Below are 13,634 nucleotides of genomic sequence, written 5' to 3'. Positions count from 1 at the left end.
GCGCGCCAGACAAGCTGGCGCGTATCAAGTGAGCGTAACCAGATCCTCTGGCATATGGTTGTACAAAATCCGCCAGAAATGCTCTGCCGTTTTATTCAAACGGGTATCCATTCGGTAAATATAGGCCTGAATTGGCACCATCAACTCCGGCGTGTCCAGACAAACCAGGCGCTTATCCCGTAGTTCGTTCACGATCGTCCACGCTGGCAGCCAGGCGATACCATGACCATCCAATGCCATATTCTTCAATAGCTCACTCATCGAAGACATAAACAGCGTACGCGCTGAAATACTGCCCACCTCCGCCAGGTGACGGTTAACCAATCTTCCCATGTAGGAAGTGCTGGTATAGTTCAGAATCGGCACCTGCGGCTGATAGATATCAAACAACGCCTTACCCTGTGCATCCGCAGCACAGACGGGATACAGCTCAGACTCAAAAACCTTCAAGCCGCAGAAAGGCGACTGCATTAAGTCTTCATCGCGAAAGGAGATAATAAAATCACTTTTCCCCTCGCGCAGCGTATTCACCGCCTGGACTACATCAATCGCTTCGACGTGGTAAACAAATTCTTCGCCCCATGCCGACATTGAATGTACTAATCTGGGCAACATCGTCAGCGACAGAGAATGTGCCGCCGCTATTTTGATATTGGGAACGCCAAGCAGGTTGTGACCACTTAGCTCATCTAAATTGCATTCCAGCTGTTGTAGCAGGCTACGGGTCTGCGAATGGAATAACTTACCCTCCTCCGTCAGCTGCAGTGGACTTGTCGTACGGTCAAACAGCAGCACCCCAACAGCGGATTCTAGCGCCTTGATCCGCCGACTAAATGCCGGTTGGGATAAGTTGCGCTCCTCTGCGGCCTGAGAAAAATGACGACACGCTTCCAGCGTCAGAAAATCATATAACCATTTTGTCTCGATATTTTTCATGCCTGTCACGCGGATGTTTAAATATGTCGATTAGTCTTAAGCATCATGCCTGAATATTCCCGGAGATGATATTCAACATCAGCATCTGGTGATTCGTTTTTTGCATAATACCTTCGTTTTTGACATTAACATGTTTCTTTACCCATCGACCACGACCGCTCATCCACCGCTGAATGACGGGCCTCTGGCTGATTACCGGCCTGCCGAGGTGGTAAAAGACATCACGCTCATGCGTTTTATGCATTGAACCAAACATTATTGCATTTCTCCTCACGACACTCTGCTGTTAAACATAAGCACCAGATAGACACCAGCTCTGAATATTAAATATCGGTAAATTAGAGGTATATATCGTGAAAGGTTTAATTGGCGTACTTGGTGGTATGGGGCCTGCTGCAACCGTCGATCTTTTTAATAAATTCGTCACCTTTACCGCAGCGCAACGCGATCAGGAACATATCCCATTAATTATTTCATCCATCCCTGATATTCCAGACCGAACTGATGCGTTAATGCATCATGGTCATTCTCCACTTCCGGCAATGCGTGATTATATGCACAAACTGGAAGATGCTGGTGCGGAGTGTATTGTGATCCCCTGTAATACCGCCCACTTTTGGTTTAATGAATTAAAAGAGTGCTGTCATACAGAGTTACTCAGTATCGTTGAAACAACCATGAATGAGGTCAAAAACTGCGGAAAATCACGTATCGGTTTACTTGCTACTAACGCCACCCTTTACATGGGACTCTACCAAAAAGGCATAGAATCTCTTGGTTTAACCTGCATCAGTCCTGATTCATCCGGTCAGGAAAAGGTCATGGAAAGTATTTATTGCTTAAAAGCCGGCGACCTTAAGCGGGCACAAACGCTGATGAATGAACAGGCTGAAGTGCTCTTCTCACGCGGCGCACAAATCATTGTACTGGGATGTACTGAAGTCCCCGTCATTCTTGCCGACGCAGTCAGAAAGTCTCCAGATAAATATATTGACTCAACCGGATCATTAGTTCGCGCCGGTATTAAATGGTACGAAAAACGAGTTGGCAAACATCATCTTCTGGCGCAATAACAGCCGTCACCAGATTAATAAAGCATTAAACAACCACTTATTTTAATAACAAATTATTCTCTGGCGGAGGCCATTATGGTTTGGTTAGAAATTATCGTCGTGTTGGGTGCAATATTTTTTGGTATCCGCCTCGGCGGAATAGGTATCGGTTTATGCGGTGGTCTGGGGCTGGCTATTTTAACGTTGGGATTTGATCTGCAAATTGGCTCGCCACCCGTTGATGTTATCCTCATTATTATGACAGTTGTCGTGGCAGCATCGGCGCTACAGGCCGCAGGAGGTATGGATTATCTGGTTCGCGTTGCCGGTAATTTCATGCGGCGTAACCCTAAATATATCAATATTATTGCACCGATTATCACCTGGTCTATGACCATTATGGCCGGAACAGGGTTCATTGTATTTTCTACCCTGCCAGTGATTGCCGAAGTCGCCAAAGAGTCCGGTATCCGCCCTTCTCGTACGCTCGCCGGATCCGTAGTCGCCTCCCAGGTGGCGATATCCGGTTCGCCGATCAGTGCCGCAATGGCGGCTATGCTGACCATTATGGAAGGCAACGGTATCACTTTTATTCAGGTCATGGTTGTATGTCTGCCAGCTTCTTTTGTCGCCGCGATGGTTGCCGCTTTTATCGCCTCACGTCAGGGATGCGAGCTACAGGATGATGAAGTCTATCTGGAACGCCTGCAAAAAGGATTAGTGCGTAAATATGAAGGGCAAAACAGCACCACGCCGGGTGCCAAACTCTCAGTCGCCCTGTTTATGCTGGCAACGGTCGTCATCGTTATTCTTGCCGCCTGCCCGCAGCTACGCCCTGGATTCGATGCAGGCAACCCAATGAATACCCGGGATATCATCATTATCTGTATGCTGGCTGCCGCTTGCCTGATGGTGGTGTTATGCAAAACATCAACCGATGCTATTGTCCTGACATCCACGTTTCGATCGGGGATGAGTTCACTGGCGGTCATTCTCGGGATTGTTACACTGGGAACGACCTTCATTGATGCCCACTTAGCGGAGATTAAGGATATCGCAGGCGATATTCTACGGGCTTACCCCATGCTGTTGGCACTGGTGTTGTTTGGTACCTGCGCGCTTCTTTACTCGCAAGGCGCCACCACGCCGCTGATCATCCCTCTGGCCGTTGCGCTCGGCGTGCCTACATGGGCAATTCTGGCCTCCTATGTGGCGGTAACCGGGGTGTTTGTTCTACCAACATACCCGACTTCGCTGGCGGCAATGGAGTTCGACACCACAGGGACAACGCGCGTGGGCAAGTATGTCTTAAACCATCCGTTTATGCTGCCAGGTCTGGGTGGGATCATTGCTGGCGTTGCCTTTGGTTTTATCATCGCGCCAATGATTGCCTGACCCGTTTTATTAAGGCTGGATGGATTATTGTGGCGATGCTGCAACGGTGTAGGTAAATGCATAAAAAAGGGGCAGAGAATTCTCTGCCCCTGGTATTGACGTTAAATCAGGCCGCCTTTGCCACAACCTCAGCTTCCGGGCGCTTCAGCACCGCGTAGGAGAGACCGGCTACCAGCGTACCAGCAATAATTGCCAGCAGGTATCCCAACACCGGCGTGATTGCGCCTGGGATTAACAGGACAAACAGCCCGCCGTGTGGCGCCATCAGCTTCGCACCCACCGCCATCGAGATAGCCCCGGTAATCGCACCACCAACGATACAGCAAGGCAGAACGCGCATTGGGTCACGGGCAGCGAACGGGATTGCCCCTTCGGTGATAAAGCACAGGCCCAGTACCAGGGCAGCTTTGCCGCCTTCCTGCTGCGCTTTGTCGAACTTACGACGCGCAACCAGCGTTGCCAGACCCAGAGCCAGCGGAGGTACCATACCCGCAGCCATGATGGCCGCCATCGGCGCATAAGTTTGCGTACTCAGCAGACCCACACCGAAAGCATACGCCGCCTTGTTAACCGGACCACCCATGTCGGTACACATCATGCCACCAAGAATCGCGCCAAGCAGCACCGCATTGGCCGTACCCATGGTTTGCAGCCAGTGAGTCAAACCTTCCAGAATACCCGCCACCGGTTTGCCGATCAGGTAAATCATGGCCAGACCAACCACCAGGCTTGAGAACAGCGGAATGATCAGGATCGGTTTCAGCGCTTCCATACTCTGCGGGAGTTTCAGCTTCGTGCTGATAAGCTTCGCCACATAACCGGCAAGGAAACCAGCAATAATCCCGCCAATAAAGCCGGAACCGGTGCTTACCGCCAGCATACCGCCGATAAGACCCGGCGTCAGACCCGGACGGTCAGCGATGGAAAACGCGATATAACCTGCCAGTACCGGCACCATCAGCGCGAAGGCTGAACCACCGCCAATCTGCATCAGCGCCGCCGCCAGCGTCCCCTGCTCTTTAAACGCTTCGATACCAAAAGCGAACGAGAGTGCAATACACAGACCGCCAGCAACCACCATCGGCAGCATGTAAGAGACACCCGTCAGCAGGTGACGATACGCCCCCGCGCTCTCTTTCTTACTTTCGGTTGCTGAAGTCTGCGCTTTACCGGTTGGCTGGTACGGTGTTGCTTCTTCCAGCGCTTTGTCCAACTCCTGCTTGGTTTTCTTCAACGCAAGACCGGTAGAGGTGCGGTACATCGGTTTGCCGGCAAACTTCGCCAGATCAACTTCAATGTCAGCGGCCACAATCACCAGATCAGCCTGAGCCACTTCTTCCGGCGTAATGGCATTACCTGCACCAACAGAACCTCGGGTTTCAACCTTCACCCACCAGCCACGTTTTTTCGCTTCAGTTTCAATCGCTTCAGCGGCCATAAACGTATGAGCAACACCGGTCGGACACGCCGTCACCGCCACCACGCGTTTTGGACCACTGCTGGCCACAGGTGCTGTTGCAACCGGGGCGCTGTAGGGTTTTGCATGGCCTTTAGCTTCGCTGAGGAAGAGTTCAGGATGCGCAACCGCACGACCAATGTCGCCCAGCCAGACTTTTTTGCCGTTCAGCGAACTGTCGGCAGGAAGCGTATCGCCCAGAACAATTGCCAGTTCGGCATCATTCGGATTATCAATAATTTCCAGATGTGCTTTCTGTGCCGCCGCTCCAAGCAGGGTTTTCGCCATGTAAGCGCGAGCCTGGCCGAGATTAGCGTCAATAATCAGCAGCGTTTTCATTATGCCTCTCCTGCTGTCAGTTAAACGGTTTTAAGTCGACACGCGCCATCATTGCGGCCAACTGAGGACGATCGGTAATGCCTACATTACTTTGGCTTACCGCCAGGGCGGCAACAGCCGTCGCCAGACGCAGGGTATGTTCGCTGGACTCACGCATCAGCAGACCGTAAATCAGACCGCCAACCATTGAATCACCTGCGCCGACGGTGCTGACCACCTCAACTGACGGCGGTTTAGCAATCCACTCACCTGAGGCGTTAACCCACAGCGCACCTTCTGCGCCGAGTGAAATCACCACATGAGCGATCCCCTGTTCACGCAGCGCATGCGCCGCTTCAATCACATCTTTCATTTCCGGCAGCTTACGACCGGCCCAGATTTCCAGTTCGCGACGGTTTGGCTTCACCAGCCATGGTGCCGCTTTCAGACCTGCTACCAACGCTTCACGACTACTATCAAAGATAATGCAAGGACACTGACTACGCAGGCGCGTCATCCAGTCGGTGAAGGCTTCCGGGCTCACGCCGGTTGGCAAACTGCCGCTGACGCACACCATGTCGAACTGGCCCAGCCAGCTCAGCGAATCATTCACAAAGCGTTCCCAGTCAGCCGGGGTAACTTCAAAACCAGAGAAGTTGAAGTCAGATACTTCACCGTCTTTTTCGGTCAGCTTGACGTTAATACGGGTACGGCCCTGCACGACCTGAAAACGGTTGGCAATGCCCAGCTCGCTGAACAACTGCTGAAAACCATCCTGGTTGTCTTTACCCAGGAAGCCACCCACAGTGACATCGATACCTAAATCCTTCAAAACCTTAGCGACGTTGATCCCTTTCCCTGCCGCATGCAGACCGGTGGTTTTAACCAAGTTCACTTCACCGCGTTCAATTTCTGGGCAGAAGCCCACCAGGTCGTAGGCCGGGTTAAGGGTGATAGTAGCAACACGTCTGCTCATTACGCGCCCTCCCCAAGACCTGCCGCGATGGCTTCGCCAATCGCCTTCAGCGCCTGTTCAGCATCGTCGCCCTGTGCAGTAAAGCGCAGGTGATGTCCTTTCTTCACGCCTAACGCCACAACTTTCATCAGACTGCGTCCATTCGCCGGCTTGCCGGTTCCATCAAGATTTGTCACGGTAATTTCACTGTTAAATTGTTTAATCGTATTCACCAGCATGGTGCCCGGGCGGGCATGTAAACCATGCTCATTGCGCACAATAAATTCGGCGCTCAGTACATCATCAGTTAAGGCATCATCGCTGGTCAGCAGCGCCAGCACCGTTGCCGCATCAGCTTTCAACAAACGGTCAGCTTTATTATTCAGCAGCAGATCGCCAAGGCGCTTCAGCACCGCAACCGGTTGATCGTCATTCATGGCGACGGTCACCAGCAGGGCTGCCGCTTCACCTTGTACATCGAACGCTGTTGCTGCACGGCTGACCGCAACGGCGCTACGCACGTTACCTTCAGCACAGTCATTCAGCCAGATCCCCTGACCAAGATTCATCGGCTGCTCATTGATTGCTCTGGCCACAAAGGTGGCGTCAACCGCACCGACTTCTTTCAGCCGTGCCGCGTTGAGTGCCTGCAGCGTCACCAGCGAGTTGGCCACGACATCCAGCGACAGCGTTTCGTTATCAAGCTTCAGCTGTTCACTTTGCTTTTCACCCATCAGCAGCGCACGCAGTTCTTCCGCCGTGGTCACAGATTTCAGCTGTTCAGCGACGGAGTCGTCGCTCAGCACGTGTGTCAGCTGACGCAGTAAACCGAGGTGTTCATCAGAGCTTGCGGCGATGCCGATTGCCACATAAGCAACCTGCCCTTCGCCCCAGGTCACGCCTTGCGGAAACTGAAATACCTGCACACCGGTTTTCAGTACCTGATCGCGCGTGTCCGTCGTACCGTGAGGAATCGCAATACCGTTGCCGAGGAACGTGGACGTCTGTTGTTCGCGCGCCAGCATGCCATCGACGTAGCCTTCCGCGACGTTACCCGCCTGCACTAAGGCAGCGGCAACCTGGCGAATAGCCTCTTCTTTATTCCCGGCCTGTTCGCCCGGGTGAATATCCTGAACAGATAACTGGAACATGATTCTCCTCTCCCGCTGAATTGAAACGATTCAGCCAACATGAGAAAAAAGGCGTCACCCGACTCCATCAGTTAAGGCAAGATGACGCTGAAACGTTTCAAGAAGTCTTGCTCTTTTTTCTTCAGCACACAAGTAAAGTTGACAAAATACTTGCTGAATTTAGAGATAACGCACATTTTCTCTGCGGAGGAGAAAAAAATGCTGACGCAAAAACGCCGTCAGCTTGTCAGATTCAGCAACGTCAGCAAACAGCATTCTTTGACTGAAATGCTATTTTGATTTTTGATGCCGATTTTGATTTGGCTCCCTGTTTATTTTCTGACAAGCGGCGTAAACTCCGCGTCTCTTCACATCATTGATATCAAAACATGCATAACACCCCCGTAGCCGCCACACCCAAGGCGTTTGATTTAACGTCTTCGGCGTTCCTGCTTGTCGCATTTCTGACGGGTATCGCCGGTGCGTTGCAGACGCCAACGCTCAGCCTTTTTCTGACGGATGAAGTCCACGCCCGTCCCGGCATGGTTGGGTTCTTTTTTACCGGAAGCGCTGTGATCGGTATTCTGGTAAGTCAGTTTCTGGCCGGACGTTCAGATAGAAAAGGCGATCGCAAGAACCTGATTGTGTTTTGCTGCGTGCTGGGGATGCTGGCCTGCGTGCTGTTCGCCTGGAACCGTAATTATTTTATCTTGCTGTTTGTCGGGGTATTCCTCAGCAGCTTTGGATCGACCGCCAACCCGCAAATGTTTGCTCTCGCCCGTGAACACGCCGACCGCACAGGTCGGGAAGCCGTCATGTTCAGCTCAATATTACGTGCGCAGGTTTCGCTAGCCTGGGTAATTGGCCCGCCGCTGGCCTACGCGCTGGCCATGGGATTCAGCTTTACGGTGATGTATCTCAGCGCGGCGGTGGCGTTTGTTGTCTGCGGCGTAATTGTCTGGCTGTTTTTACCCTCAATGAGTAAAAACGTGCCTCTCGCGACAGGCGCAGTTGAGGCCCCGCGCCGCAATCGACGCGACACGTTGCTGCTGTTTGTTATCTGCACATTAATGTGGGGAACCAATAGTCTCTATATCATTAATATGCCGCTGTTTATCATCAACGAACTGCATCTGCCGGAAAAACTGGCGGGCATCATGATGGGCACCGCAGCCGGACTGGAAATCCCAACCATGTTGATTGCTGGCTATTTTGCAAAGCGTCTGGGTAAACGTCTGTTGATGAGAATTGCCGTGGTTGCCGGATTCTTCTTTTATGCCGGTATGCTGCTGGCTCACTCTCCGGCGATATTGCTTGGCTTACAGCTGCTGAACGCGATTTACATCGGAATTCTCGGCGGGATTGGTATGCTCTATTTCCAGGACCTGATGCCGGGACAGGCGGGTTCAGCCACCACCCTCTATACGAATACCATTCGCGTGGGCTGGATTATTGCCGGATCGCTGGCGGGGATTGCCGCTGAAATTTGGAACTATCACGCGGTGTTCTGGTTTGCACTGGTGATGATCGTCGCCACCGTCGCGTGCCTGGTGCGCATCAAGGACGTTTAAGGCGCGGTTAGCGCTTCAAGCTCAATGAGATAAACCATGGCCTGGTGCGTCGTCCGCCCACACATTTCCGCACTGGGCTGTAAACCGCCGCACACCTTTGGTCGTAGCGGCGACGCAAAAATTTTGCAACGCAGGGATTCATCCAACTGAACGCAGGGCGTATTAGCGGGCTTGCCATCAGGCATACCGGGGATGGGACTGGAGATTGAAGGCGCGGTGCAGCATGCACCACAATCCGGACGGCATTCCATACAGTACTCTCTTTATCGTAAACCATCGGATTGTGCGGGAAGGGCACAGTACCACCTTTTTTGCACCAGCAAAAGCATGAATTCCGCTTGCCTGAATGCCCCGGCGCGAGTAGTTTTACGCGATATTTTAGACACTCCTCACTACAGGATTTTTTCGATGCCAAGAGCGAACGAAATTAAAAAAGGTATGGTACTGAACTACAACGGCAAACTGCTGATTGTAAAAGATATCGATATTCAATCACCGTCTGCACGTGGTGCTGCCACGCTGTACAAAATGCGTTTTTCTGATGTGCGTACCGGTCTGAAAGTTGAAGAGCGCTTCAAAGGTGACGATATCGTGGATACCGTCACTCTGAGCCGTCGTGGCGTTGATTTCTCCTACGTCGATGGCAACGAATACATCTTTATGGATAAAGAAGACTATACCCCGTATACCTTCACCAAAGACCAGATTGAAGAAGAGCTGCTGTTCATGCCGGAAGGCGGTATGCCGGACATGCAGGTACTGACCTGGGACGGCCAACTGCTGGCGCTTGAACTGCCGCAGACCGTAGACCTGGAAATCGTTGAAACTTCACCGGGGATTAAAGGTGCTTCAGCGAGTGCGCGCAACAAGCCAGCAACCCTGAGCACCGGTCTGGTGATCCAGGTTCCTGAGTATCTGAGTGCGGGTGAAAAAATCCGCATTCATATCGAAGAACGTCGCTATATGGGCCGTGCAGATTAAGCTCCTGTCGTTACAGGTGAACCAAAGATAATGACATGTTGTCTCTGGCAAAATGTTCCGTTCACTTTAGTGATATCACTTCTCTGAAACGATACTGCCTGTGAACGTGTTAAGGGTACTATCGCCGTACCCTTAACAATCCAGGCTCCCGGCGGGAAAATTGTTGCTACGCAATACCCTCCGCTTTTTCCTTCAGGCTATCGGGCCGGGCGCGAGGTAGCGTCCCTGCAAAGCGCGCCCTGAACCCGCATCCCTGCGGGTTCTCCCGGCCTTACGGAAACACGTCGGCAATTTTCAGTCGGACCAGCCACACCTGACCATCTACTTTTTTTGTTTAAACAGCAAAACAGATTTAACTGGAAATCAGAGAGTTGAAGCGATGACCCCGGTCCGGCTGAAAATCGATGAGGCGTTGACGGCTGACCGGGTCTGCCCGCAGGGATGCGGGCAGAGGGGACGGCCTGCAGGGACGCAGGCTCGGCCCCGACCCGACAGGCAGACGGCATGAGCCGAATGAATCGCATCGCGACGATTTTCCTGCCGGGAGCCAGGGTTGCAAGGGAGGCGGCGGTGAGCCTCCCTTGCACGTTCACGGGTATCTGCGCTTCAGAGAAATGACTCCGCTGAGGTGAACGGAACCCTATGCCGCAATAAAATATGCTCCATAATGCTTAACTGACTGGCATTACAACGCAGGCTGTCCCTTTTTTCATTTTCAGCGCTGGCTGCTGAAATAAAAATCATCCATCAGCAATGACTCCAGATACTGTTCATCCTCTTGCATAAAACGCACTATCAGATTCACCGCCTGAGGATAAAACGCCTCGTTATCCCGCACCAGACAAGCGTCGCGAAATAACGGTGCCCAGCACAGAATATGATGATGCAAAAAGTAATATTGCTCCGATAGCCTCTCCTCTTTAGCAACCATCCTCGCCATTAATGCCAACTGCACAACAATATGATCGGAGGGTTCATTCTCTCGCGCTGCCAGACCTTGCTCAATCAGCAGCACATTCATTTGCCGACGTTCTTCTGCCGCTGTCGTGTGTGGATAGTGCCCTGCATAGGGAGAAACACTAGCCGGCGGGGCCAGCAGAAACAGCGAGGCAAAATCTGCTGCCAGCTCCAGCTGTCGGGAGTCGCGCCGCAAAACCCGGCCCAGGCTACGCTCAAAACGTTTAACCTCGGCAGACACTCCAGGAACCGCCGCCAGTGAGGCAATCCAAGCCTGGCTATCGCCGTTTTCCAGACTGGCAAGCTGTTTTTCATCCAGCTCACGAAATAACAGTTGCGAAAACCACTGGTACACAGCTGCCCGCTGCTGATGAATTTGCTTATGCTGCACTGGTCCCCTCCTCTTTCACAATCTGCGGACCACCGAATGCCGTCACCTGCGGGGCTTTCTGCTGATAACGCTCGACCTCCACCAGCACGGTATGCGCTGAAGGCCCCTGGGCCAGCTGTGAAGTACCGATATCCGCGCTCAGCACGTTCGGGTCGCCATAGGTGCATAATGTCCCGGCTTTCCCCCCTTCCTGCGGGGAGTACCATGCACCTTCATGAATACGGACCACGCCAGGGGAAAAATCCGGACTGACAATTACGCCAGCCAGTACCTGACCACGAGCGTTAAAAACGCGGGCGATATCACCGGCTTTTAAGCCACGAGCGGTGGCATCCTGTTCACTGATATAAAGCGGTTCTCTTCCGGCAACCGCATAGGTGTTGCGAAACGCCTCGCTAGAGCACAGTTGGGAATGCAGACGTTTGTCCGGATGGCAGGATTGCAGATGCAGCGGGTATTTATCTTTTTTGCCGCTATGGGTACGCTCAAAGGGTTCCATCCACACCGGATGCCCCGGACAATCCTCATAGGCAAAGCCCGCGATGGTTTTGCTGTAGATTTCAATCAGACCTGACGGCGTTCCCAGCGGATTCAGGTCTGGCTGGTCGCGAAACTCACCGTGACGTACCCACGGCTGACCCGGCGGATATTCAATATATCCGTCACCCTGCCAGAACGTTGTGAAATCCGGTAATGAGACGCCGAGCGATGCCCCCATCTTCACGCCTTCGTCATAAAGCGCCTGTATCCACTGCATTTCATCACGGTTTTCACGGTACACCGCTTCCTTGTCAAAGCGCTTACACAGCCCGGCAAATACATCAAAATCATGTCGCGCTTCATATTGCGGTTTGACGATCTGATGCAACGCCATCAACCCTTTATTCGAATGCGTACCGAACTGCTCAATATCGTTACGTTCAAAGCGGGTGGTAACGGGCAGGACAATATCGGCAAAACGGCACGACGCGGTCCATTGGTGATCCAACACCACAACGGTTTCCAGCTTCTTCCACGCGTCGATCATGCGATTCCTGTCCTGCTGCGCATGAAATGGATTTGCCGCGCTGTAGATCGCCATTTTGATGTCAGGCCAGGTTAACGTCTCGCCGTTAAAGGCAACCTTTTTGCCCGGCTCAAGCAGGCAGTCAACGATACGCGAAGTGGGGATATGCTCCGATACGCCGCGAAAATCCGCGTTGTACTTTGCCTGCGGGGGATTCGTGATCCCTCCCAGTCCAGAAAGCACAGGCCCGGCGGATGTTACCGTACCACCGCCGTTGTAGTGCCAGCCAAATCCTACCCCGCCGCCGGGAAAACCAACTTGACCGACCATGCTGGCCAGCACCACCAGCATCCACGGATACTGCTCACCATGGTGCATGCGTTGTACGCACCAACCGCCCATAAACTGTGTCCGGCCTTTCACCAACAGACGGGCGAAGTCTCGGATCTGCTCTGCCGTCAGGCCGCAGATTTCGGCCGCCCATTCGGCATTTTTCGGCTGTTTATCGGTTTCGCCCAGCAAATACGGCAAAAACTGCTCAAAACCGACGGTGTAATCGGTAATAAACGCCGTGTCGTACAGTTTTTCTTCGTACAAGGTATGCGCCAGCGCCAGCATTAACGCGACATCGGTTTGTGGCCGCAACGCCAACTGCTCGCAGCCAAGATAGTTTTGCGACTTGCTACGCACCGGATCAACACTGATAACGCGCATCTTACCCTGCGCTACCGCCTCTTTAATCTGCTGCCAGTAGCCAAACGCATCGTGATCGGGAACCAAAAACTCGATCTGCAGGTTCTTGATCGGATCGCAGCCCCACAGCACGATGGTATTGCTGTTTTGAATCACTAGCGGAAGCGACGTCTGCTGCTCATAAACTTCCAGCGAACCAATCACATGCGGTAAAATGACTTGTGCCGCTGCCGCAGAATAGTCGCCGACGGTTGTCACATAGCTACCATGCAGGCCAAGCCCCCGATCCATCGCCCCGCCCGCTTTATGGTATTTGCCCACCATTTGCCAGTCGGCAAGCCCGGTAAATACGCCTGATGAGCCATAGGTTTTTTGCACCCTCTCCAGCTCTTCGTAAAACAGATCCAGCGCCTGATCCCAACTGACCCGTACAAAACGGTTATCTCCGCGCTGACTGCGATCTGACTTCTCACGCTTACGCAGCCAGTCCAGACGCACCATCGGGTAGCGCACCCGCGACGGGTTGTAGACCACTTCACGCACCGCGTTCAGCATATCGCAGGGGTATTTGTCATGTTTGAACGGACGGGTTTCGGTCCACTCACCGTTGACCACTTTGGCTTCAAAAGCGCCATAGTGCGAACCAGATTGGATCCACTGTTCGGGATTTTCCCCCGCCGCCCACACTTTTGATATCAGCGGATTAGGCGCCAGTGCACTGGCAGCCCCCACCGCCAGCATTCCGTTGAGAAAACGGCGGCGGGACGGATTAAAGTCATGAATATCCATACAT

Annotated in this window: 12 protein-coding genes; 4 read left to right on the top strand and 8 right to left on the bottom strand. The window is 52.8% G+C overall.

The features are described 5' to 3' along the window. Positions 1-24 precede the first annotated feature (24 nt). Positions 25-936, bottom strand: a complete 912-nt coding sequence (hypT, locus tag OGY10_RS02755) for a hypochlorite stress DNA-binding transcriptional regulator HypT (RefSeq protein WP_020996669.1) — start codon at positions 934-936, stop codon at positions 25-27. Positions 937-979: 43 nt separating this feature from the next. Beyond that, complete coding sequence (locus OGY10_RS02750; RefSeq protein WP_286576189.1) at positions 980-1,192, bottom strand: hypothetical protein; 213 nt, start codon at positions 1,190-1,192, stop codon at positions 980-982. A gap of 97 nt (positions 1,193-1,289) precedes the next feature. Between OGY10_RS02750 and cuyB the strand changes: the two genes are divergently transcribed. Together cuyB and OGY10_RS02740 are read left to right on the top strand one after the other, a co-directional pair. Further along, positions 1,290-2,009, top strand: coding sequence for a cysteate racemase (gene cuyB, locus OGY10_RS02745; RefSeq protein ID WP_020996671.1), 720 nt, complete (start codon positions 1,290-1,292; stop codon positions 2,007-2,009). A gap of 75 nt (positions 2,010-2,084) precedes the next feature. Next, positions 2,085-3,383 carry an anaerobic C4-dicarboxylate transporter gene (locus tag OGY10_RS02740; RefSeq protein ID WP_191226999.1) on the top strand — a complete coding sequence of 433 codons (1,299 nt, stop codon included), beginning with the start codon at positions 2,085-2,087 and terminating at the stop codon, positions 3,381-3,383. A gap of 106 nt (positions 3,384-3,489) precedes the next feature. Here the strand turns inward: OGY10_RS02740 and fruA are convergent, their stop codons facing one another. From fruA to fruB, 3 genes are read right to left on the bottom strand one after another with little or no spacing between them, the layout of a single operon-like run. Further along, on the bottom strand, positions 3,490-5,178 hold the full coding sequence (gene fruA, locus OGY10_RS02735; protein WP_048215908.1) for a PTS fructose transporter subunit IIBC: 1,689 nt from the start codon (positions 5,176-5,178) through the stop codon (positions 3,490-3,492). Positions 5,179-5,194: 16 nt separating this feature from the next. After that, complete coding sequence (gene fruK / locus OGY10_RS02730) at positions 5,195-6,133, bottom strand: 1-phosphofructokinase (protein ID WP_003834544.1); 939 nt, start codon at positions 6,131-6,133, stop codon at positions 5,195-5,197. Further along, positions 6,133-7,263: a fused PTS fructose transporter subunit IIA/HPr protein gene (gene fruB / locus OGY10_RS02725; protein WP_008785275.1), complete on the bottom strand. Its 1,131-nt coding sequence runs from the start codon at positions 7,261-7,263 to the stop codon at positions 6,133-6,135. Before fruB ends, fruK begins: the two co-directional genes overlap by 1 nt. 368 nt (positions 7,264-7,631) lie before the next feature. Between fruB and setB the strand changes: the two genes are divergently transcribed. Beyond that, on the top strand, positions 7,632-8,813 hold the full coding sequence (gene setB, locus OGY10_RS02720; RefSeq protein ID WP_286576183.1) for a sugar efflux transporter SetB: 1,182 nt from the start codon (positions 7,632-7,634) through the stop codon (positions 8,811-8,813). On the opposite strand, the gene OGY10_RS02715 is transcribed toward setB, so the two are convergent. After that, a complete protein-coding gene (locus tag OGY10_RS02715; RefSeq protein ID WP_008785278.1) occupies positions 8,810-9,064 on the bottom strand; it encodes a YkgJ family cysteine cluster protein in 255 nt (84 codons plus the stop codon). The two genes, setB and OGY10_RS02715, sit on opposite strands and share 4 nt — an antisense overlap. A 157-nt stretch (positions 9,065-9,221) precedes the next feature. On the opposite strand from OGY10_RS02715, the gene yeiP reads away from it, so the two are divergent. Next, positions 9,222-9,794, top strand: a complete 573-nt coding sequence (gene yeiP, locus OGY10_RS02710; protein ID WP_003027452.1) for an elongation factor P-like protein YeiP — start codon at positions 9,222-9,224, stop codon at positions 9,792-9,794. 715 nt (positions 9,795-10,509) lie between these two features. Here yeiP and torD read toward each other — a convergent pair. Next, a complete protein-coding gene (torD, locus tag OGY10_RS02705) occupies positions 10,510-11,142 on the bottom strand; it encodes a molecular chaperone TorD (RefSeq protein WP_286576182.1) in 633 nt (210 codons plus the stop codon). Next, positions 11,132-13,630 carry a trimethylamine-N-oxide reductase TorA gene (torA, locus tag OGY10_RS02700; RefSeq protein ID WP_286576180.1) on the bottom strand — a complete coding sequence of 833 codons (2,499 nt, stop codon included), beginning with the start codon at positions 13,628-13,630 and terminating at the stop codon, positions 11,132-11,134. The genes torD and torA overlap by 11 nt, the downstream gene beginning before the upstream one ends. Positions 13,631-13,634: the final 4 nt, after the last annotated feature.

Origin of the sequence: Citrobacter sp. Cpo148, assembly GCF_030332375.1 — a bacterium.
In the GTDB taxonomy this organism is placed as follows: domain Bacteria; phylum Pseudomonadota; class Gammaproteobacteria; order Enterobacterales; family Enterobacteriaceae; genus Citrobacter; species Citrobacter portucalensis.
The sequence above is the reverse complement of the archived record's forward strand: the minus strand, read 5'-3'. Positions and strand labels throughout refer to the sequence as shown.